Genomic DNA, 21,674 nt, shown 5'->3' with positions numbered 1-21,674 from the left:
GGGTTCGGTGCCGGCGCCTCTCGTGTGTCACGAGGCGGCCGAACATAGTCATCTTGCGCCGGGGGTGCTTCCTTGGCCGGATCGCGGACTAGTTTCTTTTTATGGTCGACCTTCTCCGTCAAACCTACGCCGAGCGCGGGCTTTCTATTCTCTGCGGCTTTTTGCGAAACTCATCGTTCGGGTCCGGGCCATCTTGCGCCATGAGTTTGCGAGCGCCGTGTTCGTAGGAGACTTTGTTGGGCATAGCCAGTTCCTCCATCTCAGAGAGAAACTAGCCTACAGGCGCGAAGGTTCCTGTTGAGCGGCCAAAGTTGGCAAGTGGCAGGGATCACTTGGTAACGGTATCGGCGAAGCAAGAGGCGATCACATTATTTGCCCCCAGCTTTTTCGCCCATTTTGTGATTTCTGGACCATCACCTTCATCGGCCATGCCGCCCCATACGTCTTTAAATACGGGGCCGCCGGTTGAGGACTCGAAGAAGAAATAGCCGGGATCGGCGACAGAGACCTCAGTAAAAACGACTGTCCATATGCCTGATTGCATGAAACCCTGGATGCCAACCTTGGACGGCCTAAGGTTTTGGTCGAGGCTCTTGGCAACGAGCTTGGCGTAGTCGGACTTGCGTTGTGCAGGGAGCTTTGTATCGACGCCGTCAGCAAGTACTGGTGCGTGACATATTCACATGCCAGCGCTGGGGGTGTCTGCTCATCGCGGGCAACCGGCACCACCCGCGCGCCGCGCTGGTCAACCACAAGACGCCGTACAAAGACGATTATTCTTCCGCCTGGAGAACACGGAAAGCGTGTGCAAGGCCGAAGAAAGATGACTTTAATGCGAACCTGCAATCTGCCTGGTACTCCAAATCCGTAACTTGGCGGACGGGTGAATTGATTGCTCCTTTGGCCATATAGCTGCCTCGTCACCGCCCACCATTATGTCCCTATTTGAATTGTGCTCCATGCGATTGTGAGCTTCAAGACCGAGCTATTTTCGCGCCTTCATGTCGAGACGACCGTTCGGAAGTAGTACGAGGCAGGGGTGGTCGAAAGTCCAGAGCCTTTCGCTCGGAGACCCAGGCGTTGCAGTCGCAATCATGGGTGACAGCTTCGGCGCAGGTACGTCGGCGACACGGATGAAGGCCGGCGCGGTGGCGGGTGACGCCATAGGCGCAAATATGCAAGGGTCGCTCACTGCAGGCGATAGCAACGTCGGGGAGCGGAAGACATATTTTTCAGCCGCCGGCTTTGCCTCCGGCGATACCATCACCTGGTCATCGATGTTGGTCAGCAGGACAAGCTACGATCTCGGCGGAGCCGATGGTTACCAGCTCTTCGAAGTAATCAAGGGTCTAGAGTTCGGTCGCCACACTCTCGAAATCGCCAAGACGCCCAATGATGGAAAACCGATCGCCATCGACTGCCTGGTCTGCTCTTAGCCTTCAACTTCCAACAGCCGCGTTGATCCGCGAGGAGGAGAGGCCCATAGAACGCCGTCTATGGGCCTCTCCAGTGAGATCAATCAGACCAGGAAGAAGTCTCCGGCCGTCAGGGCTAGCCCAGGCGAGAGCGAGGCAAACTTCATTGCAGCCGCGCCGCCAGCGCCGTCCTTGTCGAACAGCAGGTCGCCCGTCGTCGCGTTGTAGATGATGCGGTCGCTCGCATCGTGGGCGCCGGTACCAATGTGGAAGGCAGCCGCCGACAGATAGCCCGCACCAGTGTTGGTGAAGTACCCGTTGTCCAACTGCATCGTATCCTGGGCGGCATTGTAATCGGTGATTTTGTCGATGTTGTTCGACCCCAACGGGGAGTTGAAGACGAAAGTATCGTTACCAGCACCGCCAACCAACGTATCCGTGCCTTTGCCGCCGTTAAGCGTGTCGTGGCCATCACCGCCGCGCAGGATGTTCTTGCCGTCATTGCCGACAAGCGTGTTGTTGAGCGTATTGCCGTTGCCGGTAAGGTCTCCAGTGCCCTGAAGCAGCAGGCGTTCAAGATTGGCGCCGAGCGTCCAGTTAAATGCCGCCCGAACCGTATCTGTGCCTTGCCCTGCGGCTTCGATCAAACGATCGCCAGTCGAGGATACGACATAGGTATCGTTGCCGGCGCCGCCGAGCATAGTGTCGTTACCAGCCGCACCATCCAGGAAGTCGTTACCGCCGCCGCCTTCGAGACGATTGGCTTTCTCGTTGCCGGTAAGACTGTCGTTGTGAGCAGAACCGATGAGATTGTCGATACCGGCTAGCGTGTCACCCTCGGCGTCGCCACCGTGACCGGTAGTAACATCCTGAAGGCCGATAGTGATGCCCAGAATCTCAAGCTCATTGTCGCCGGTCTCTGACAGGTTGATCGTCACACCCGCCGAAGACCCGGTGTAAGAGGCGGTATCGTTACCGGCCAGTTCGACCGTGCCAAGGCCGAGACTGACATTGAGAATACCGCCGATCAGCACATCGGCGCCCTGGCCGCCATTGAGCACGTCATCACCGGTCCAGCCCATCAGCAGATCGTCGCCGCCGAGCCCATTTATCTCATCATTTCCTAGTGCCTGAAGCGGCGCGAGAAGCAGCGGAGGGAGAATTTCGCCGCTGTTGGTCCCATTAAAAGTTGCCATGAGTGTCTCCAAAGAGATGAGGGGGGTAGTGCACCTCAAGCGTATCTTTAGAGTTGTTGACGAGGAATTTACTTAACTTACTGCTTTATATACTAATTAGATTCAATTTTAGCTAAAATGATTCTATTTGTACTTTAGTTACATATTATACTTTAAAATTATTCTATTTGATTTTGCGGTCTACTCTGCCCGCTCAGCCGAGCGAGATCATATGTTTGCATCGAATCTAGAGGTGAGAGGCGAGCAATGGCCACCATTGCGCGTAGCGCATCGGAAAGTCGACCATTCCAGCTAGACGTCACAAATCCAAGATAAATGTGCCTGATCAGCCATCGGCGGCGAGAGGTTCCCGATGCCGTCGCCGAAGGGCTATCCTCATTCATAACCATCCCACAGCACCTATTTTGATCACTGAGAGTCGCGCTATATCACATTGAAAAATATGTATTTTTCGACTTGTAGTACCCGCGGATAATGTGGCAAAGTGGGGTCGGTTTTAGGGGGATCGACAGCCCTTTTGACCCCAGTTAACGACCCCAATTTTCGGGATAGCGACCCCACTCATCGATGGGAGCAAAAACTGGGGTCGGCAGGTGGGGTCGTATCTATCTCCCTGATCCTGGTTGCCGACTCTCCCTACGTCTGGTGACCCCACTCGAAACCATGGGAGCCAAACTGTGCCCAGCCTGACAGATGGCGGAATCCGCCGAATTTTGAAGCAAGTAGAACAAACCCGGAAACAAGAAACGCTCGTTGACGGCGAAGGACACGGCACTGGCCGTTTCGTTCTCACAATCAAGCCGATGCCGACCAGAGTAACAGCAGACTGGATGGCACAGCAGTGGCGCAACAAGAAGCGCCTCAAGAAGAAACTCGGATCATACCCATCGACGTCACTGGCCGAGGCGCGTGAGGTCTTTAAACGCGACGTCGCCACGCCCATCCAGAAACGTCGCAGCATTAAGATCGCGGGAGACACCAGGCCAGGAACCGTGGGCGACCTTTTCGACGCGTATGCGAACCACCTCAAGGCCTCTGACAAATCGTCGTGGAAGGAAGCAAAAAAGGGTCTGAACAAGATTGCCGATTTGCTCGGCCGTCATCGCCCGGCACGAGACATCGAACCCGATGAAGTTTCAGACGTGATCCGCCCGATCTTCGAGCGCGGCAAGAAGTCGATGGGCCGATCACGTCCGCAGCTACATCCGTTCGGCCTATAGCTGGGGCCTGAAATCCGAACACGACTATCGCTCCAACTCGCCGCGGCGCTTTCATCTGATTATGAATCCTGCCGCCGGCATCCCTACCGAACCCAAAACGGTCGGTACGCGCTGGCTCGATGAAGACGAGTTCCTCCGTCTCTATCGCTGGCTGGAATGCCCGGACACGCCGGTCCATCCGCCATATACGCGCGCCGTCCGTCTTCTCATGCTGACTGGCCAGCGCGTCGAAGAGATCGCCCGCCTTCACGTCGATCAATGGGATGCACGCGAGAAAATCGTCGACTGGTCGAAAACCAAGAATGGCAAACCCCACGCGATCCCGCTTCCTGACATCGCGATCGAACTGATCGAGTCGATAAAACCCAACGAGTATGGCTGGTTCTTCCCATCGGCGATGGACCCTGAGAGGCCCGTCAGCCATGGAACGCTTTATTCTTTCATGTGGCGTCAGCGGGATCGCGGGGTCATCCCCGTCGTCACCAACCGAGACCTCCGACGGACATGGAAAACGCTCGCTGGGAAGGCAGGGGTATCAAAAGAAATCCGCGATCGCATCCAAAACCACACACTTCAAGATGTCAGTTCCAAGAGCTACGACCGTTGGAACTACATGCCTGAAAAGCGAGCCGCGATGAAAAAATGGAACGTTTTCGCCACGAAAATTCTGTCCAAAAAGAACCTGAAACGTGCAGCCTGATCTGAAAGCCCTTACACCATTCAATAGCGGGCCGCGCGTTCCACGACATTCCTGCACCTCAATGCAGCATGGCACGTGCCTCGATCTGCCCTACAGCGCAACTGAGGCGGGGGCCGAATTGCAGAGGTCGGAATGTCCGATTACGCATAGACAATAGAACTCGTGATGTATCTTTTGATCCGATTTTGTAGGGAAGTTCTTGAAATTGAACGAACTCGAACCGAACGCCTTATGGAAGACCCGATCGAATTTCGCCAGGCCGGCGAAGGTGAAGAGTTCGCTAGATTTTTGATTGAGAGACAGAAAGGGAATTGATCTTTGAGCCTCGTCCGTCCGCTGTCCTGATTTCTCGCGAGGATCGGCCTTCCACCGACTGTCAGTTAAGCGTCCTGAGCCTCGCCCCCTTGCGGGTTTTGGTTGCCGCTTGCCGGATCGCGGCATCGGTGTTTACCTACCCTCGGGTTTAGCTTGGGGGTTCAATGAAAACGATTCTGACGCTGCTTGCCGTCTTGGCATTCACATCTTCCGTGCTCGCGCATGGCGGCGGCTGCCGGAAAAGCTCTCCGCCCGGTCAATGCTGCCACATGGACAAGGGCACTGGCTCGGTGCACTGCCACTGACGGTCATGGAGCCGTTTCTGCTGCTTTTGGTCCTGCACTGGCGGAAGGTGCTGCTCGTTCTCTCAATCGTCTTGGTTTTTGGCCGGGCACACGACGCGTTCGCCGAGCCCATCGTCGGTCGCGCGTCGGTCGTTGACGGGGACACGATCGAAATCCACGGCCAGCGCATTCGCCTCAACGGCATAGACGCGCCGGAGAGCAATCAGCTGTGTTTGGATGCCAAAGGCAAGAAGTACCGTTGCGGGCAGAAAGCCTCGCTCGCTCTGGCCGACTTCGTTGACGCCCGGCCCATGACCTGCATTGAAGTCGATCGCGACCGCTACAAACGCATCGTTGCCGTCTGCACCTCTGGAAAGATCGATATTGCCGAATGGATGGTAAGAAACGGCCATGCCCTCGATTGGCCCCGATACAGCAATGGCGCCTACAACTTTGAGCAGGAAGCTGCCAGAACTGCCAAGCGCGGCATGTGGTCAGGTTCGTTTGCGCGACCGTGGGAATGGCGCAGCCAAAGAGACGCAGCGCCGATCATTTCGGCCGATGGCGGTTCCTGACGGCAACGATCAGCTTGAATTAGCTCAGGACAGAATGGCCGGGAACCCCCAACCTTCACAGCTTGCGCCGCCGTACTGATGGATTGCGAGGCGATATCAACTCACCCGTCGGTGGCCGTGCAGTTGGCTTACCCGCCCTGCTTTGGACGGCACCTCTCGCAACTTGGTTGCAGGGGCTCGCAACTACCGAAAGCGACATTCGCTCCAGATCGCCGTTTGAGACGACGTGTGCATTTGTCGAAATCGAACGCGCTTGAAGATCTCCGAGGATCAAACGCGCTTCGCCTGTCGCTGGTCCGCACGAGGTGGTTAAACTTCCGAAGGACATTGCCCTGGCCATAAACGAGCGGTCACGCGAAACGGGTGTCGACCAGCTTCCTTGATTGGCAGCCGATCGAGAACAGGCATCACCGCGTGAATTCACCGATCGGCGGATGTGAACTCCATCGTGTAAACAGTGCCAGCGATACCGTTTGCCAGGGTCGAAGCGAGTTCCAAAGGTACGCAACTTTCCACTGCCTTGGTTGCAGCATCGACAAATGTCTTTCGGTCCTGCTCACTACCTTGGACATTGATGGCGGTAGTTTTCGGTGGACCGATCAGGCTACCGTCACGTTTGAAGCTGAAGCTCAATGTGACGGATGCACCTGTGATGCCCGATGGCGGCGTCCAACATGACTCGAGCGCACTGCCGACATCGTCCATGGTCTTCAGCGGTTCCGCATGAGCCAGCCCGAACGCTCCGGCCAAGGCACTTCCTGCGGCTACCAGTACGGTCGACATTTTCATCACGAACATCCTGATCTCCCTCCTCGCGAACCGTGACGACACCCAATCAACCAAACTGCCAGTGTCACGATAGCAGCTAGGCTTCGATTTCGCCGAACCTTTCCATCGAGATCAGAAACAATCGAAGAGCTTCTACAGAGGCGCGCGCTGCGAAGGACTTGTGTCTGTCTTGCTTCTTGGCAAGTGCGAACGCCCCAACTGGGCCGCCGTCATCGAAGAACTGAAAGCACGCTTTCGCAACTGGGCCGATGTCGTCGGCATTCAGCTCGCCGACCTTGCCGCCTTTGTCATTACCCGATCTCCGTTCAAAATGCCGGCAACGGACTCATTCCGTGACGGTTTGAGCAAAACACTTGGCCAGCTTTTCCGGAGCGCCAAGCTTTTTGGCCCAGGAGACAAGTTGAGTTTGTTCCGACGGGTCGGCAAAGCCACCCCACACATCGCGATACTGCTTTTTTCCATTGACGCTCTGGAAAAACATCACGCCGTCGTCTGTGATCGGCGTTGAGATATAAGCAGCGCTCCAGTCGCCGCTCTCCATGATCGCTTCGAATTCGACCTGCGCGGGCTTGACCTTGTTGTTCATCGCGGCAGCCACCAAGGGTGCGTAAGCTTGCTTATGAGCTTTCGTCAGATCGAGCTTTACGCCCTCGCAGGCGTTGTTCGCGGCAAATGCGGATGTCAGCATCATCCACAGCACCGCAAGCCCGATAAAAAATGTTCCCGCCCATCGCCGGGCAACTCCACTGCCTTCAGGCATAATTGGCTTTCCTGCTTCGCCGCGAGGGCCTGTTAATCGGAATCGTTATCGTCGGAAGAATTGTCATCATCTGGGTTATCGACCTCGCAGCCAATACCGTGGCAGCCTTGGTAGTTGCCTCGAGTATCGAAGTTTGGATTGCCATCTCTGTCATACTGCGGCCTGTCGTCGATGCTTTGGTCCCCATTATCCTCACTTGGAGCGTCGACTTTGCATCCGATTCCATGACAGCCGATGTAGCGGCCCCGCGTATCGAAATTGGGATTGCCGTTCCTGTCGTATTGCGGCCTCTTGTCGATGGTTTGATCGTCGGTGGTGCAACCGGTGACCGCCATCAAACCAGTGGCGATTATCACGTAAATTATGTGTTTCATGTTTAATCCTTCGACTGGAACACAGGTAGCTTGTCCGTCAGATCCATAGTCGATTGCCGATGGTGCTCTACTGGCGTGTCGGTCACTGCTATTTGTGCAAGTGACCATCCTTGTTCTTGTCGTTCTGATCAAACTCCAATGTGACTTGGTCCAAGAACTCCTCACGGGAGATGCGGCCATCCTTGTTGGCGTCGACCTTGGCAAACTGGTCTGGTGTCAGCGCCTTTGCAGTTTCCGGCTTGCTAAGGCTTCCGTCGCGATTGATATCGATCTGGTCGAAGGCCTGCTGCATGAAGGCGCTATATTCTGCCTTGCTGACCTTGCCGTCCTTGTTCGTGTCAAGGTGATTGAAGTGACCTTCAGTCAGAGGAGCATTTTGCGCCAGCGCTGCACCGGCAGCGGCCAGAGTGATCGTAAGGGCCGTCAGAACAATCTTCTTCATGATGGAAATCCCCTTTTACTGGCAGGCGAGACGGTTGCCGATAAAACCACCGCCGCCAACGCCAATCGCTGCGCCGACGAGACGGCCCGTTCCACCGCCAATGGCCCCACCTAGGAGACCGCCTACGATGGCACCGCCAACCGTGCCCGCCATGCAACCGAACTCGGCATTTCGTGCGCGTACTTCTGGATTGGGGTTTGAACTCTGGCAACCCGCTATCAACAAGGATACGGCGAAAAACGTAACGACTTTTCGCTTGAGCATCTTCAGTACCTCTCGCTGTATTCCATGTCTCGGAAACCTCTGGCGCTTGGCACGGCCAATGCCGGCCGGAAGCCAAAAGTTTCGAGCAGTTTCATGGCCCTTTTAGAAAAAGAGCACAGAAACTGTCAGCTTTCACGCGGCGGACGGCGCAGTGGTGCATTTTGTGGCGATTTTTTGATAAATGATTGTTTTTCGATAGTTTAATAATGAAAAATTTGCGCCAAACAGGACAAAAATGCCCTGAAAACGGTCAGAACTATTTAAGAAATAGCTTAAATACGCCGTAAATGAGGCAAATCTGGCACCATAATAAGGCGCCATGCTTGAAATCTGATAGCAATCATTGAACTATGCCATCGGGAATTTCGGCTGGGAATTGATGAGGGACCCGAGCCAATGTTCGATGGAGCGATGAGGTTGTCGCATCGAGCGGCCAGCATGTGCATGGCCAATGCGTGATATGCTCAAAAGCATCCCTGATGCGTGGGGACCAAAATTCGAGGCAGAAAGCGGAGCGGTCACCCGAACGCGGACAGGACCGAACGAGATCGGATTCCACGCGCCGACGCATATGGCCCTGGTCCTGCTGACGCCGCAACCGGATCGTGAAGTCGCGCTCAACTCAGACCGCAAGTCGGTGTTCATGGCACCGGTCGGCACAGTGGAGATTGTACCGGCTGGTGCAGAGTTGTTCGCACGATGGCGGACGGCGAAGGAAAATCTCCTCTTCGCGCTTGCGCCCGACAAGCTCTCCGCGCTGGCGGGTCTGGAGTTCCAGACGGAGGATTTCGAGTTTCGGCCGCCCGAGGGAGGTCACGTGGACGAGAAAGCGCTACTTTTGGCGAGTCTGATCCGGGAAGAGTTTCAGAAAGGGGAACCTTCCAATCGCCTCTATTTCGATTCCTTGATCACTGTCTTTTCCACCTATCTGCTGCGCAACTACTCGACCCTCAGCAGCCGTCCCCAGCACCAGAGCCAGGGCGGTCTGTCGGCCAAGGCCTGGCGCGACATTCAGGATTACATACGGGCCAATCTTGCGGATGAACTGTCCGTGGAACGGCTGGCAATGGTTGTGGGCCTCTCGCCAAGCCATTTCCTGCGAGCTTTCCGTCAGACGGCCGGGCAACCGCCACACCAATACGTCCTTGCGACCCGGCTGGAGATGGCCGAGCAACTGGCGATCTCAACCGACCTGCCACTGAGCATGGTGGCAAGGCTCGCCGGCTTCTCCAACCACAGTCACATGACCGCATCGATGCGGCGGCAAAAATCGACAACGCCAAGCGCATTGCGCCGCGCTCGCGGCAACCGTTGAGCTGAAAGAACCAAGTGATTTTGAAGGCAGGGGAAATAAGCATGCGCGCGCATTTCAGGACGAAATTTTTGGCAGCGACCACGGCGATGCCGACGGCGATTTTGCCGACGATGTCGCTCGGCGTCGGACTTGCTGTCGGATCCGCCGCAGTCGCGCTTGCGGATGAGCCCACTATGATCCCGCTGGAATACGTCAAAGAGAAAAATGGAGACTTCGCCAATCGCCTGGGTATCTGGGCGGCGATCAACAACGGCAAGGCTCAGCGCTACATATTCGATACAGGCTCCGAACAGCTGAATACGCAGATCGGCTCGGAAGTGACCGGCGTACGGCCGGTCACCGGACGCTCGCCATATGTTTATACCTATGGCAACAGCACTTACGGCTACAAGCTTCGGACGGTCGAGATCGATAAGCTCACCTACTCCGATCCGAACGACCTATCGAAAACCATCGATGTTCCTGCTGTCGGAAATGGAAAGTACAAGGTCGGTAAAATCCTGGATTTCATATACAGCCAGGGATATTCGGAATTCGATAAGATAGACCCCGAAAATGCACATGTTGATGGCAGGCTTCGGGATGTCTATGGCGAAATGATAAAGGACGAATACTTTGCCGACCTGAATCAGCGCCGCCTGATGAATCAGGGAGAAATGGCTGAAGAGGGTGGAAAGTTCGCGGGGACTTTCGGGGCCGGCGACTATCTCTTCAACTCAAGCGTCTGGGGCATGATGGGCAGCGCCACGCAGAGTGGTTACATCGTTTCGGCCAACACGGATTATACCAACAGTGCAACCCCGGGCTGTTCTCCGTGCACGATCATAAATCTCAACCCGAGTCTTCGTACACAGTTCACCAGCGTGATGCCCTGGGGGAATCAGAACCGGTACTATTTCCAATCGAAATTTTCGGGCTCCAACGCAAACGCGTCCACACTGTTCGAGGGGAATTACGATTTCCAGTTCACGGCCGTGGAAGGGCAGAAACCCATTTCCGAGAAGGCGGCCGCCCTGCTTGATACAGGTTCACCGGGCAGAGCCAGCGTCACGCTCAGCAAGGCCAAGTTTGAAGAGCTCAGGACCGCCGGCGTCAAATTCAAGGAGATCAAAGACGGCGACGGAAAAATAGTAAACTACATCGCAACCATACCAAGCCTGACGATCGCAGCACCGGATGGAACCCCCGTAGAGCTCGACAAGATTAACGTGGCTTATGGCAATGACGGCGCAAAAGAGACGACTGTCGTCGTTGGCCTCGATTTCTTTCTATCTCAATCGGTAGTGTATGATCTGGCGAAGCAGACCACGGCCTATACGCCGTATTTCGTCAGCGCGAACAATTTCACCACGGATGCCCCCACGGCAGGCGAATTGCAGCTGAGCAAGATCAGCGCCAAAATGGGCAGCCAATGGCAGCGGGACAAGCTGGATGCTGACGGCCAGCCCGTTTTGGGCAAGGATGGCAAACCTGTTCGAGAATCCTTCGGTCAGTTCGGCATCGCGGGGGTGATCTCGGGTGCCGGCGATCTGACGATTGAAAGCAGCGCCGATGTTCGCATGACGAACATCAACACCTATAGCGGTGCCACCGACATTAATGGCGGCGCCTCTCTCTCCTTGCCTGGTCTCGGCAGCATCGAGCGTTCCGCCAGGGTGGTCGCCGACGGGACGCTCGATATCTCCGACCATGGCAATGCCAATCCGTATTGGGGAATTTCCGACGCCTACAATGATGCCCGCATTCGTAGCTTGAGCGGAACCGGCGCGGTTCTGCTGGGCGATCGGACGCTCGTGCTGACCGCCGCGAACGATAGTTTCGCCGGCAGCATCACCGATCTTGACGATGAGAAGAAGCACGGCGGTGGCGCACTGCTTGTCGCCGGCGGAGTGCAGACGCTGAGCGGCAAGAACGATTACGCCGGCATGACGACAGTCAGCTCGGGCGCGGGCCTGCTGCTCACGGACACGGGCGCCATCACCCATGACGTGACCGCATCCGGCTTCCTCGGCAATGACGGGCAGATCGGCGGCATTGCGCAGGCAGACGATAGCGGTGTCGTCGCTGGCGCCGGGTCATTCGACGGCGTCGTTGTCGGTGACGGCGGCATGGTCGCTCCCGGCAGCGCATTGGATCCGAACAAGGCCGTCGCACGGTTGACGGTCACCGGCGATTTCACTCAGCAGGCTGGTTCGATCTATCAGGCTGGTCTGGCAAAGTCGTCCGATCTCATCGATGTCGGTGGAAGTGCTGCAATCGACAGCAGCGCGCAGATCGAACTGATACGCCAGGGCACGGCTTCGATCGATACGCGCTATACCCTGCTGACAGCGGCCGGCGGCGTCAACGGCACATATGGCGGGCTGACGGGCGGTCTCTATACGGACTCGCCTTTCGTCGACTTCGAACTCGCCTATGATCCGACCAACATCTATCTCGATGTCGATCGTAGTGCCGTCGCCTATGCCGATGTCGGCAACACGTTCAATCAGAGGTCCGTGGGGGCAGCCGCGGAAGCCCTCGGCTCCATCAACCCGATCCACGACAACATCCTCTTCTTGACGGGACAGGAATCCCGCAACGCATTCGATCTGCTTTCAGGCGAGATCCACGCTTCCATTCACAGCGCCTTTGTCGAAGACAGCCATTTCGTCCGCGATGCCGCCGGCGAGCGCATTCGCGCGGCGTTCTCAAGCGTCGGCGCATCGACCGTCCCGGTCATGGCCTATGGACCGGAAGGCCCGGAATTGGCTCCCGCAACCAGCGAGAACTTCGCCGTCTGGGGCAGCGGTTTCGGTGCCTGGGGACATTTGGATGGAGACGACAATGCTGCCCGCCTCGACCGCTCGACGGGAGGCTTTATTGCAGGTGGCGATGCAGCCATCGGCGAAAGCTGGCGGCTCGGGCTCCTTGCCGGTTACAGCCACACTTCCATCCATGTCGATGATCGCGCCTCCTCCGGCTCGAGCAACAACTATCACCTTGGGCTCTACGCCGGCACGCAGCGTGGCCCTCTCGGCTTCCGTTCCGGCCTCGTCTATACGTGGCACCGCATCGAGACCGGCAGGTCCGTGGCGTTTGCGGACTTCTCCGACAGCCTCTCGGCAGATTACCATGCCGGCACGTTCCAGGCCTTCGGTGAACTCGGATATCGGATCGATAAGACTTCGGTCTCCTTCGAGCCCTATGCGAACCTGGCCTATGTTAACTTCAGCGCAGATCGCTTCTCGGAAGATGGCGGTGCGGCAGCACTTTCCGGAAAGGACCGGTCGAGCGACACAACGTTCACCACGATAGGGCTGCGCGCCTCGACCACCTTGACGCTTGGTTCCGTCAGCACAACCGCGCGTGGCGGTATCGGCTGGCGGCATGCGTTCGGCGACGTGATACCCGAAACCGCGTTCGCCTTCACAGGCGGCTCGTCCTTCGCCGTAGAGGGAACGCCGATCACAAAGAACGCTGCCGTCATCGAAGCCGGTCTCGATGTGAAACTGACCGACAAGGCAACCATTGGGCTTGCCTATCAGGGGCAGCTTGCCTCGGACGCTCAGGAGCATGGCTTCAACGCCAAGCTCGGTGTTCGTTTTTAAATCGCCCGCAAAGGAGATGGGTTATGAAATTAAAAAGTGCATTTTTTGCTGCCGTTCTCGGTACAGCAGCGACGGCATCGGGGACGGTATCGTCAAGGGTATGGAACAAGCCGACCTCGTCAAGGACTGCATGAGAGCCCGCGGCTACACCCAATCCTGACAGGCGGCTCATCATGATCAGATTGCTTTTCCTACTCCTCGGAGCGCGCGCGCTCAAGCCGATGTGGCGGCTTCTCGCGATCGCGGGTGTCGTCTGGATGCTGCTCGGCATCGCCATCCTGTTCGATCTCAGTGACGGCGCGCTTTCCTTCGTGCTCGACACTCTCGCCATCTTCCTGGTGATCGAAGGGCTGGTGGAAATCGCAGCTGCCACGTCGATCGGATTGCGCGATCATTGGATTGACGCGTTGCGGGGCGGTGCCTTTCTGTTCGCGGCCTTTCTCGTCTTCAATGTCCCGTGGGACAACAATATTGGCGCGGCCATGGTATTCGGCGCGGCGTTCCTCATCGACGGACTGTTCCGGATTGCCACTGCCTTCCTCGTTCGCAGTCCCCGCTGGCGTGTGGGCATCGTCGCCGGGCTGATCGAAATGTGCCTGGCTGTCATGATCCTGTCCGCATGGCCCGTGCCGCATCGACTGACGGTGCCCTTCTGCTTCGCGCTGCTGCTGCTGACCTCCGGATACGCGTTGTTGCGCATGGCCCTGCCGCTTCGGCAACTGCCAGACAGTGCATCCGTGACCTCGCTTCCCCTTTACGCCGCCCGCAATTGGCAAGGCGGCAAGGTCCATCCGATTTTGAGCGATGCTTCTCATGCCAACGAGGATGATAATGCTCTCAACGTCTATGTGTGGACCGCCATCGGCTCCGCGAAGGACCCGGAGCGACGCCTGCTGATCGACCGCTATGTCGCCGCCGTCGACAAAAAGGGCGCGATCTCAACCGGGCATAGCGCGCTGGAAATGCCGCCCGAGATCTATGTCAGTCATTATCCGGCGAACGACATCGATCACAGCCCGGACGATTTTCGTGCGCTTTTATCGGCAGGCCATGAGAACGACGTGCCGGGGCGCTTCAACGAATCGTTGGCGATCGAAGCTGCCGCCTGGTGCATGCCAGACCAGAAAATCACCTTCCGCCGCTTCAATCCGCAGGCATTGAAAAGCTTCTGGGAGGCCTATTCGAAAGACACGACCTATAATCTCACCGCGCGCAATTGCTCGACCACGGTCATCCAGGCGCTCGATGCTGCCACTGAGGGTGCAGCTCATACCGGCCGGCCCTGGCGTGATCTTTTCCGGATCGTCAGCGATCCGCATTTCTGGCTGATGCGCATCGTGCGTGGCCGGGCTGAGGCCATGACCTGGACTCCGGGTCTTGTGCTCGACTACACGCGGCTGCTTGAGCAGGTGATCGAACACAGCGAGCACCGCTGGAGAAGACGGATCGGTGAAGCCTTCCGTGCGAGGCGGGAACTCATCCACAAGGACGAGCAAGCTGGCCGCAAGAGGGCAGCAGCATGACCAGGTTGGCAAGAACGACAGCGGTCGTGATTCTGACTGCTGCCACGTTCGGGCTGACATACGGCCTCAGTGCGCCGCTGATCTCGCTGGAACTTTCGGATGCCGGATATTCGGAGACGTTGATCGGCGCGAATAGCGCGATGTACGCAATCGGTGTTCTGCTCGTTGCGCCCGCACTTCCCGGCCTTTCCAGGCGTCTTGGATTCAACAAGCTCGCCAAGGGTGCGCTACTTATGGCCGGCGCGCTGTTCGCGGTCTTCCCGGCCGCTCCTTTCTTCTGGCTGTGGTTTCCCCTGAGGGCAGCATTGGGTGCTGCCTCTGAGACGTTGTTCGTGGTTTCCGAGGCGTGGCTCAACCAGATCACCAGCGAGGCAAAACGCGGCAAGACCATCGCGATCTACGTAACCGCCTTGTCGGCGGGCATTGCACTGGGGCCAGCGATTCTCACGCTTGTCGGACGCGAAGAAGCTCTTGCCTTTCTAATCGGTGCGGTGCTCGCGCTCCTTGCCTGCCTTTTCCTTCAGTTCAGCCGGCCTCACGAAGTAAGGCCCGAACGCGAAGCGGACGAAAGCCCATTCCGTTACCTGCGGCTCATCCCGGTGGCGGTCGCTGCCGCGGCACTCAACGCAGCGCTGGAATCGGCGGGGCTCAGCCTGCTTCCGCTTTATGCGATGCAGCTCGGCTGGCCAGAGCAGTCCGCCACTTTGCTGCTGACGGTCCTGCTCATCGGATCGATCCTGCTCCAACTCCCGATCGGCTGGGTTGGCGACAGGATGAACCGCCGTCTGCTCGTCGTCATTCTCGCGGCAATCTCGGCCGTTGGCGCGCTTGTCTGGCCCGCAGCCCTCGCTCATGCCTGGCTGGCCTATCCGCTCCTGTTCATCTGGGGCGGCGCGTTCGTCGGCATCTACACGACCACCATGGCCATTCTCGGCGATCGCTACAAGGGCGGTGAACTGGTCAGCGTCTATGCCCTCTTGTCCATCGCCTGGGGAATCGGGGCGCTCGCAGGTCCCCTGATCGGTGGGATGGCTATGGAAATTACGCCGCATGGGCTACCGATCTTCGCCACGCTCACTTGTGGTCTTTTCACGGGTTTTGCCATGTTCGACAAGGCCAGAAACAACAATTCCGGAAAGGGAATCGAGACGGACCCCGCGTCAGAAACGAGCTAATGAGACTGATTTCCCGTATATGCCTCCTATTTTGCCTGCTGATTGGAACTGCATTCTCCATCCAATCATCACAGGCGCAGAATGAAACTCCTCCTCAGCCGTTGATCGTAGGCGTTTATGTAAGCCCGCCCTTCGTCATGAAGGACGGCGCACATTACTCCGGCATGGCGATTGAACTGTGGGAGGCGACCGCCAAGCCACTTGATCTCGACTATTCCTACCGGGAGTATCCGACATTCGAGGCTTTGATCGCCGCAACCGAGCGCGGCGAAGTCACGGCCGCCGTCTCCAACCTGACGATCACCAAGGATCGCGTCGAGCGCATTTCCTTCTCGCAGCCCTGGTATGACACCGGCTTGCGCATCATGGTGGCGGAAAGCGAGAACGCAGGCTTCTGGCAGGTGATTGGCGGCCTGGAGCGTGCGGGCCATCTCCGCGCCATGGCTTGGCTCGCCTTCATCGTGCTGGTTGCGACGCTTGTGCTTGCCCTGTTTTACCGCCGCTTCGACAGCAGCTTTCCGCGAAGCTGGCATGAGGGCTTGTCCGAGAGCTTCTACGAGGTTGGTCTGCCCCCTGAAAAGTGATCTTTCTTGAGGTATGGCTATGAGCCTAAGAAGAACATTGAAATGGCAGCGAAAAGACACAAGGCGGAAGAGATCATCACGAAGCTTTGTCAGGTTGACGTGCTGAATGCCCAAGGCAAATCGATGGCGGAGGCGATCCGGTCGATAGGCGTGACGGAAGTTACATATTACCGCTGGCGGGCAGAGTACGGTGGCCTGAAGGGCGATCAGGTGAAGCGCCTGAAGGAACTGGAGACCGAGAACGCTCGCCTGCGCCGGGCAGTTTCCGATCTGACCCTGGACAAGATGATCCTGGCGGAGGCTGCCAGAGGAAACTTCTAAGCCCCGCTCGCCGCCGCGCTTGTGTGGATCATGTCACTGCAGAGCTGGGCGTGTCCGAACGACGGGCATGTCGGGTTCTCGGCCAGCATCGTTCCACGCAGCGCAAAATCGCAAAGACCCCGAGTGATGAAGCGGCATTGACCGCGGACATCACAGCGCTCGCCCTCCAATATGGCCGATATGGCTACCGTCGCATCACCGCGATGCTGCAGCAGGCAGGTTGGATCGTGAACGTCAAACGGGTCGAGCGGATATGGCGGCGGGAGGGGCTGAAGGTACCATCCAAGCAACCTAAGCGTGGTCGGCTCTGGCTGAACGACAGCTCGTGCATCCGGCTTCGGCCGGAATACCCCAACCATGTCTGGTCTTACGATTTCGTCGAGGACCGCACGCACAATGGGAAAATCCGCATGTTGAACGTGATCGACGAGTTCACGCGAGAATGTGTAGCCATCAGGGTCGAGAGAAAGCTGAAGGCTGTCGACGTCATCGATGTGCTCTCCGATCTCTTCATCCTGCGCATATTCGTTCGGACAATGGTCCGGAATTCATCGCCAAGGCTTTGCGGGAATGGATTGCGCTGGTTGGTGCCAAAACGGCCTACATCATGCCGGGCAGTCCGTGGGAGAACGGTTACTGCGAAAGCTTCAATTCCAAACTCCGCGACGAACTGCTCAACGGAGAAATCTTCTACACGCTCAAGGAGGCAAAGATCATCGTCGAGGGCTGGCGACAGCACTACAACACCGTGCGTCCACACTCATCACTAAACTATAAGCCGCCGGCACCCGAAGCCATCGTGTGGACGCGCCAGAACGGCCCGGCTTCAACGCCAGCAGTGGCAGAAAGGCCCAGCATGCACTAACATTAAACCCGGATCACGCCACGGGGGCAGGCCAGGACGCCCCCATCGCAGCTGTCAACGGCATAAACGCGATCAGCATATGTTCAGCATATATCTCGAAGACATCTTGTTTTTCTCGGCTATTCTGCTGGCACCGGGCAAGCAAGGTCGCCCTCCTGACAGTTCAGGTAGACTTTCAACTGCTTGGTGCGACTCTTGGTCAATTCAGCCTGACATGTTGCAGCAACCATTGGCGCCGCAGAGCCGCCATCATCGCCGCTGGATTGAAAAGTGCATTCGGCGTTGCGGAACGCGATCCACACTCTCTGCGTCTTGACGAGGCGCGTCTTGCCGTCGGCATCGTCGGCAAGTCGTTTCTGAACCTTCTGGAAAGTCTGGTTCAGTGCCTGGTCGGCTTTTTTAAAGTCTGAAGTTGGATCTGCAAGAGCGGCTATGGGAAACGACAGCATCGCGACGGCAGCAAGTAGAAAACGCATGGTTGTACTCCCCCTCAGAATTGAAGTAATCACAGGTAAACACGCATAACGGCGGCAGGCAAGGATCGGGATACCGTATAGTAACAGTAGCCGTTTCCGCCTGAACCTCTACTACTGATTGCTGCGGCAAAAGCTGACTAACTGCTTCCGTGAGGAGTCGCTGGCGCCGGCAGCGTCAGCCATTGGTCGCGCAGTGTCGCTGCGATGATACTCTTGAGCTCTTCGGGCAGCCGTTTGCGGCGACTGGCGGCAGAGCGAGCCAGCAGCCCGAGGAGATTGTAGATTTGCCGCGACGTCAGCTGCAGTTCGGTCGCCGCGCGGGTGACGGCAGCCTGCCTCGATACTGCGTCATCGAGAACTTTGTCCAGCTCACGGGCAGCGCGGCGTGCCATGGACCATTGTTCATTCGAAAAACCCCGCACCGTGTTCGCATTCCGATTTTGCAGACGTTTCGGCATATGGATCATCGTCGAAATCCTTAGCGAAAAGTTCCCCTCTTTTTACGGGCTAAGCCTAACAAGCACATGACGTTTCCAGATCTGAAATTGTAAAGTAAACGCCACAGTGGAGCTGATCGGCGACGACCGCGCCATCGTCCTCGGCGCGCTTCTTTGGATGGCCGACAGACTCAAAGGCGAGCAGGGCGGAGACGCGCGCGGCATCTGGACAAAGCTGGGGAAAACGGCCTTTGAGGCAGAATACAAAGAAGAGACGCCCGCTGTCACGCTTGAAACCGTCGCTGAAATTGGCTTTGCCCATAAGGCCTTACTTAAAACTAGGAAAGAAGGCGTCTACAAATCCCGGGGCTATTCAGATAGCTTTTGCGGTGCCGAGTTCACCTGATATTTACAGGTACGCGTTATCTCGTCCTTCATGAACGGAGGTTGGTGCAGAGAGTTGGTCGCCCTGTGTTGTCAGGCATGAACTATTACAACGTCATCGGCCTGCTGAATACAAGTATGTCAGCAATCTTCTGCGCGTCCCTGTTCGCGATTTGGCACCATCACCGTCACCTTAAATATATTGGTATATTCGGCCTTTCATATGCGGTAAGATCGCTGTGCTTCGGCATCTTCTATTTTGCCTTTGCTCTAGAGAATTCGGCTCTACGGCTGCTGGCCAACGTGTTCTTGATGCTAGCAATGCTGCTGTTGTCCATCGGGTTGTCCAACCGGTGCGGACAACGGCCTCGCTATGGCGTCCTTTTGACCATCGCGGCGATTACGTTGGGGGCACTCTATTACAATCAGTTCATAGAAATAAGCCTGCTTGCACGGGTTATTTACCTCAATACTGGGCTCGCTGCCGTCGGTCTTTTGATGCTCCTTGATGTCGCAAAGCTCTCAGATCGCACTCCGGTCGAGCAAGTGCTTTTTGGCCTAATAATCGTTTCGTGCGTAGGCTTCCTTCTTCGCCCCCTGTTCTTGCTTGCTTCCGCTATCCCGGATGAACGATTTGAAGGAGCTTATTGGCTGGTCGTCTCGATCTCGGATGCTCTTATTTGCGCGATGACGGCAGTTGGGATATTCGCGGTGATCGCGAGCGACGTGATGGACAGTATCAAATCAGACGCGCAAATCGACGCATTGTCGGGATTATTCAATCGTCGCGGCTTCGAACCCCGCGCTCTCGACGCGCTGGCGCGACAGACTACCAGCGAACCGGCTGCGATCATCATGAGTGACCTCGATCACTTCAAATCGATCAACGACCGCTTCGGACACAGCGGCGGCGACAGAATTATTCAAAGCTTTTCCGAGATTCTCAAAGAGAAAGCTCCCGGTGATGCGATCATGGCTCGCCTTGGTGGCGAGGAATTCGCGGTACTGCTCCCACCGGGAAAAGCCGGCACTGCGCACCTCTTGGCCGAAGAAACTCGGTCAGCGTTCAAAGAAGTCGCGCCTGGTATCGTTGCGGGTGAAGCCTGCCCAACGGCCAGCTTCGGAATTGCAATTGCGCGCGAGAATGAAAACCTCCACGCGTTGATGGATCGTGCTGATCGCGCACTTTATCAAGCCAAAGCCGATGGCCGCGATCGCGTTCGACTTGTCGAATAGAGAAGTCTGTGAATTCCCCATTAGGTCCGACATAACGGTTGAGGGTAACCGAGGAGAGACATGGCTGGGTTCAAGGTTCACCTGCATTTAGCTGGCTGCTTGTCGATAGCACTCACGGATGAGGTTTTGGATACTAGAACCGTCGAAACGCAATGCTCTCTATCCACATCTGCCAAAAACAGCATTTAGATTATCATCAAGCCCAGGTCTGAAAGTTCATGTTTTTCGATCAGGTTACCCTTCTGCTCGCGATCGGCGTTTCCAGCGGGGCGCTGTGCGTGACCCTGTTCGGGGCCTGGATCGGGTCGCGCCGCGATACCTTTCTGTTCGACTGGTCCGCTGGCCTGGGTTCCATCGTCCTGGGCGTCGTGCTGATCAGTGTAATAGGCCGCAACTATGATCCCGTGCTCCAGGCAGCGTCCTTCACCACGCTTCTCATAGGCTTCGGGTTCATCTATGCGGGTTCCATGCAGTTTCGGCTCGGCACGACGCATTGGGTCAAGGTGTGGGCAGTCACGGGACTGGGAGCTCTCTCAACGATCGGCGCCTTTGCCTTGGGATTTTCCGGCATAGGCACAATAATCGCCAATCTCGGGATCGCGTTCCTTCTCGTACTCACGGGGTGGCAGTACTGGGGCGGTCGCTCGGAGGCGCCGATTGCCATGGCAGCGAGCGCGATACTTTACGCCATCAGCGCGGTCTCGTTTGCCTTGTGCGGTCTGGTGATAGCCCTTGAGCGCCAATGGATCCTAACAGCCCTTCCGACAAATTGGGCCGAAAGTATCAACTCCATTGTCGTCATCATTGGTTTGACCGGCATTGGCGCCCTGTCGCTCTCCGTCAACCAAGCAAGAATTTCTCGGTTTCATCGCATGGAGGCATTAACGGACCCACTTACGAAACTTCTCAATCGGCGGGCGTTGATGGATCGTTACACGGCAGCGGCTCGCCCCCGCACCGCCGTTGTCCTGTTCGATCTGGACCATTTCAAATCGATCAATGACAGCTATGGCCATGCAATGGGCGACCTCGTCCTCTGTCATTTTGCCGAGATTCTCTCGACCAGAATCCGAATTTCGGACGTTGCCGCTCGGGTGGGCGGGGAAGAGTTTTGCGTCATCCTTCACAACGTCGACCGGCAGATTGCTATGAAATTTGCAGAGCACATTCGAGCGAAGATCGAGGAAAAAGCAGTTACGACGACCAAAGGGCCGATAAGCGTGACGGTCAGTGTCGGCGTCGCGTATTCGTCAGACCGTGGAGAGAGCTTCAACGCGCTCTTGGAGCGGGCAGATCAAGCACTTTACAAAGCAAAGACGGGCGGCAGAAACAGAGTCAAAAGCGCTACCGTCCGCCTCGTAGGATAGCCTGACGAGTGAAAGCGCCCCACTGACTTAAGGCGCTGGCCTGAAACTTGTTCAATACGGCTCAGGC

The 21,674-nt window shown here is 56.8% G+C and carries 19 protein-coding genes and 2 pseudogenes; 12 read left to right on the top strand and 9 right to left on the bottom strand.

All coding sequences use genetic code 11. The features are described 5' to 3' along the window. Positions 1 to 328: 328 nt before the first annotated feature. Positions 329 to 544, bottom strand: coding sequence for a hypothetical protein (locus tag G6N74_RS25940; RefSeq protein ID WP_165120888.1), 216 nt, complete (start codon positions 542 to 544; stop codon positions 329 to 331). A gap of 550 nt (positions 545 to 1,094) precedes the next feature. Between G6N74_RS25940 and G6N74_RS25935 the strand changes: the two genes are divergently transcribed. Further along, entirely contained in the window at positions 1,095 to 1,436 is a 342-nt protein-coding gene (locus tag G6N74_RS25935; RefSeq protein ID WP_165120887.1) for a hypothetical protein, read from the top strand. 83 nt (positions 1,437 to 1,519) lie between these two features. Here G6N74_RS25935 and G6N74_RS25930 read toward each other — a convergent pair whose 3' ends face one another. Beyond that, a complete protein-coding gene (locus G6N74_RS25930) occupies positions 1,520 to 2,611 on the bottom strand; it encodes a calcium-binding protein (protein WP_165120886.1) in 1,092 nt (363 codons plus the stop codon). A 677-nt stretch (positions 2,612 to 3,288) separates the two neighbouring features. Between G6N74_RS25930 and G6N74_RS25925 the strand changes: the two are divergent. Together G6N74_RS25925 and G6N74_RS25920 are read left to right on the top strand one after the other, a co-directional pair. Then, positions 3,289 to 4,531: pseudogene (locus G6N74_RS25925) on the top strand (tyrosine-type recombinase/integrase). Positions 4,532 to 4,955: 424 nt separating this feature from the next. Next, positions 4,956 to 5,705: a thermonuclease family protein gene (locus G6N74_RS25920; protein WP_376767756.1), complete on the top strand. Its 750-nt coding sequence runs from the start codon at positions 4,956 to 4,958 to the stop codon at positions 5,703 to 5,705. 420 nt (positions 5,706 to 6,125) lie between these two features. On the opposite strand, the gene tolA is transcribed toward G6N74_RS25920, so the two are convergent. The 5 genes from tolA to G6N74_RS25895 all read right to left on the bottom strand — a co-directional run bounded on the left by tolA (position 6,126) and on the right by G6N74_RS25895 (position 8,334). Next, on the bottom strand, positions 6,126 to 6,503 hold the full coding sequence (gene tolA, locus G6N74_RS25915) for a cell envelope integrity protein TolA (RefSeq protein WP_376767755.1): 378 nt from the start codon (positions 6,501 to 6,503) through the stop codon (positions 6,126 to 6,128). A gap of 316 nt (positions 6,504 to 6,819) precedes the next feature. Then, positions 6,820 to 7,254: a hypothetical protein gene (locus G6N74_RS25910; RefSeq protein ID WP_165120885.1), complete on the bottom strand. Its 435-nt coding sequence runs from the start codon at positions 7,252 to 7,254 to the stop codon at positions 6,820 to 6,822. Positions 7,255 to 7,286: 32 nt separating this feature from the next. Further along, entirely contained in the window at positions 7,287 to 7,628 is a 342-nt protein-coding gene (locus G6N74_RS25905) for a hypothetical protein (RefSeq protein ID WP_165120884.1), read from the bottom strand. 88 nt (positions 7,629 to 7,716) lie between these two features. After that, entirely contained in the window at positions 7,717 to 8,070 is a 354-nt protein-coding gene (locus G6N74_RS25900; RefSeq protein ID WP_165120883.1) for an EF-hand domain-containing protein, read from the bottom strand. Between the two features lie 15 nt (positions 8,071 to 8,085). Further along, positions 8,086 to 8,334 carry a YMGG-like glycine zipper-containing protein gene (locus G6N74_RS25895; RefSeq protein WP_165120882.1) on the bottom strand — a complete coding sequence of 83 codons (249 nt, stop codon included), beginning with the start codon at positions 8,332 to 8,334 and terminating at the stop codon, positions 8,086 to 8,088. A 451-nt stretch (positions 8,335 to 8,785) separates the two neighbouring features. Between G6N74_RS25895 and G6N74_RS25890 the strand changes: the two genes are divergently transcribed. The 6 genes and pseudogenes from G6N74_RS25890 to G6N74_RS25865 all read left to right on the top strand — a co-directional run bounded on the left by G6N74_RS25890 (position 8,786) and on the right by G6N74_RS25865 (position 17,707). Beyond that, positions 8,786 to 9,649, top strand: a complete 864-nt coding sequence (locus G6N74_RS25890; protein ID WP_165120881.1) for a helix-turn-helix domain-containing protein — start codon at positions 8,786 to 8,788, stop codon at positions 9,647 to 9,649. 41 nt (positions 9,650 to 9,690) lie between these two features. Further along, on the top strand, positions 9,691 to 13,239 hold the full coding sequence (locus G6N74_RS25885; RefSeq protein ID WP_165120880.1) for an autotransporter outer membrane beta-barrel domain-containing protein: 3,549 nt from the start codon (positions 9,691 to 9,693) through the stop codon (positions 13,237 to 13,239). Positions 13,240 to 13,412: 173 nt separating this feature from the next. After that, positions 13,413 to 14,762, top strand: coding sequence for an HdeD family acid-resistance protein (locus tag G6N74_RS25880; RefSeq protein WP_165120879.1), 1,350 nt, complete (start codon positions 13,413 to 13,415; stop codon positions 14,760 to 14,762). Then, positions 14,759 to 15,937: an MFS transporter gene (locus G6N74_RS25875; RefSeq protein ID WP_165120878.1), complete on the top strand. Its 1,179-nt coding sequence runs from the start codon at positions 14,759 to 14,761 to the stop codon at positions 15,935 to 15,937. The genes G6N74_RS25880 and G6N74_RS25875 overlap by 4 nt, the downstream gene beginning before the upstream one ends. Positions 15,938 to 16,038: 101 nt before the next feature. After that, positions 16,039 to 16,521, top strand: a complete 483-nt coding sequence (locus G6N74_RS25870; protein ID WP_165120877.1) for a transporter substrate-binding domain-containing protein — start codon at positions 16,039 to 16,041, stop codon at positions 16,519 to 16,521. Positions 16,522 to 16,563: 42 nt separating this feature from the next. Further along, a pseudogene (locus G6N74_RS25865) lies at positions 16,564 to 17,707 on the top strand (IS3 family transposase). 119 nt (positions 17,708 to 17,826) lie between these two features. On the opposite strand, the gene G6N74_RS25860 reads toward G6N74_RS25865, so the two are convergent. Together G6N74_RS25860 and G6N74_RS25855 are read right to left on the bottom strand one after the other, a co-directional pair. Beyond that, positions 17,827 to 18,183, bottom strand: coding sequence for a lysozyme inhibitor LprI family protein (locus G6N74_RS25860; protein ID WP_165120876.1), 357 nt, complete (start codon positions 18,181 to 18,183; stop codon positions 17,827 to 17,829). Positions 18,184 to 18,320: 137 nt separating this feature from the next. Further along, entirely contained in the window at positions 18,321 to 18,650 is a 330-nt protein-coding gene (locus G6N74_RS25855) for a hypothetical protein (RefSeq protein WP_246245947.1), read from the bottom strand. Between the two features lie 97 nt (positions 18,651 to 18,747). On the opposite strand from G6N74_RS25855, the gene G6N74_RS25850 reads away from it, so the two are divergent. The 3 genes from G6N74_RS25850 to G6N74_RS25840 all read left to right on the top strand — a co-directional run bounded on the left by G6N74_RS25850 (position 18,748) and on the right by G6N74_RS25840 (position 21,607). Then, positions 18,748 to 19,026 carry a conjugal transfer protein TraD gene (locus G6N74_RS25850; RefSeq protein ID WP_165120875.1) on the top strand — a complete coding sequence of 93 codons (279 nt, stop codon included), beginning with the start codon at positions 18,748 to 18,750 and terminating at the stop codon, positions 19,024 to 19,026. Positions 19,027 to 19,103: 77 nt separating this feature from the next. Next, positions 19,104 to 20,240, top strand: coding sequence for a GGDEF domain-containing protein (locus G6N74_RS25845; protein WP_165120874.1), 1,137 nt, complete (start codon positions 19,104 to 19,106; stop codon positions 20,238 to 20,240). A gap of 218 nt (positions 20,241 to 20,458) precedes the next feature. Further along, entirely contained in the window at positions 20,459 to 21,607 is a 1,149-nt protein-coding gene (locus tag G6N74_RS25840) for a GGDEF domain-containing protein (protein WP_165120873.1), read from the top strand. The last annotated feature ends 67 nt before the right edge of the window (positions 21,608 to 21,674 follow it).

It is taken from the genome of Mesorhizobium zhangyense (genome assembly GCF_011045115.1).
GTDB classification, from domain to species: domain Bacteria; phylum Pseudomonadota; class Alphaproteobacteria; order Rhizobiales; family Rhizobiaceae; genus Mesorhizobium_M; species Mesorhizobium_M zhangyense.
This window is presented reverse-complemented; position numbering and strand designations above follow the sequence as displayed.

What these genes read in the sequence shown, in the direction of transcription:
- G6N74_RS25845 (WP_165120874.1), top strand. Translation starts at nt 19,104, where the DNA reads ATGAACTATTACAACGTCATCGGCCTGCTGAATACAAGTATGTCAGCA.
- G6N74_RS25875 (WP_165120878.1), top strand. Translation starts at nt 14,759, where the DNA reads ATGACCAGGTTGGCAAGAACGACAGCGGTCGTGATTCTGACTGCTGCC.
- G6N74_RS25840 (WP_165120873.1), top strand. Translation starts at nt 20,459, where the DNA reads ATGTTTTTCGATCAGGTTACCCTTCTGCTCGCGATCGGCGTTTCCAGC.
- G6N74_RS25880 (WP_165120879.1), top strand. Translation starts at nt 13,413, where the DNA reads ATGATCAGATTGCTTTTCCTACTCCTCGGAGCGCGCGCGCTCAAGCCG.
- G6N74_RS25890 (WP_165120881.1), top strand. Translation starts at nt 8,786, where the DNA reads ATGCGTGATATGCTCAAAAGCATCCCTGATGCGTGGGGACCAAAATTC.
- G6N74_RS25940 (WP_165120888.1), bottom strand. Translation starts at nt 544, where the DNA reads ATGCAATCAGGCATATGGACAGTCGTTTTTACTGAGGTCTCTGTCGCC.
- G6N74_RS25910 (WP_165120885.1), bottom strand. Translation starts at nt 7,254, where the DNA reads ATGCCTGAAGGCAGTGGAGTTGCCCGGCGATGGGCGGGAACATTTTTT.
- G6N74_RS25930 (WP_165120886.1), bottom strand. Translation starts at nt 2,611, where the DNA reads ATGGCAACTTTTAATGGGACCAACAGCGGCGAAATTCTCCCTCCGCTG.
- G6N74_RS25860 (WP_165120876.1), bottom strand. Translation starts at nt 18,183, where the DNA reads ATGCGTTTTCTACTTGCTGCCGTCGCGATGCTGTCGTTTCCCATAGCC.
- G6N74_RS25905 (WP_165120884.1), bottom strand. Translation starts at nt 7,628, where the DNA reads ATGAAACACATAATTTACGTGATAATCGCCACTGGTTTGATGGCGGTC.
- tolA (WP_376767755.1), bottom strand. Translation starts at nt 6,503, where the DNA reads ATGTTCGTGATGAAAATGTCGACCGTACTGGTAGCCGCAGGAAGTGCC.
- G6N74_RS25855 (WP_246245947.1), bottom strand. Translation starts at nt 18,650, where the DNA reads ATGATCCATATGCCGAAACGTCTGCAAAATCGGAATGCGAACACGGTG.
- G6N74_RS25900 (WP_165120883.1), bottom strand. Translation starts at nt 8,070, where the DNA reads ATGAAGAAGATTGTTCTGACGGCCCTTACGATCACTCTGGCCGCTGCC.
- G6N74_RS25935 (WP_165120887.1), top strand. Translation starts at nt 1,095, where the DNA reads ATGGGTGACAGCTTCGGCGCAGGTACGTCGGCGACACGGATGAAGGCC.
- G6N74_RS25895 (WP_165120882.1), bottom strand. Translation starts at nt 8,334, where the DNA reads ATGCTCAAGCGAAAAGTCGTTACGTTTTTCGCCGTATCCTTGTTGATA.
- G6N74_RS25885 (WP_165120880.1), top strand. Translation starts at nt 9,691, where the DNA reads ATGCGCGCGCATTTCAGGACGAAATTTTTGGCAGCGACCACGGCGATG.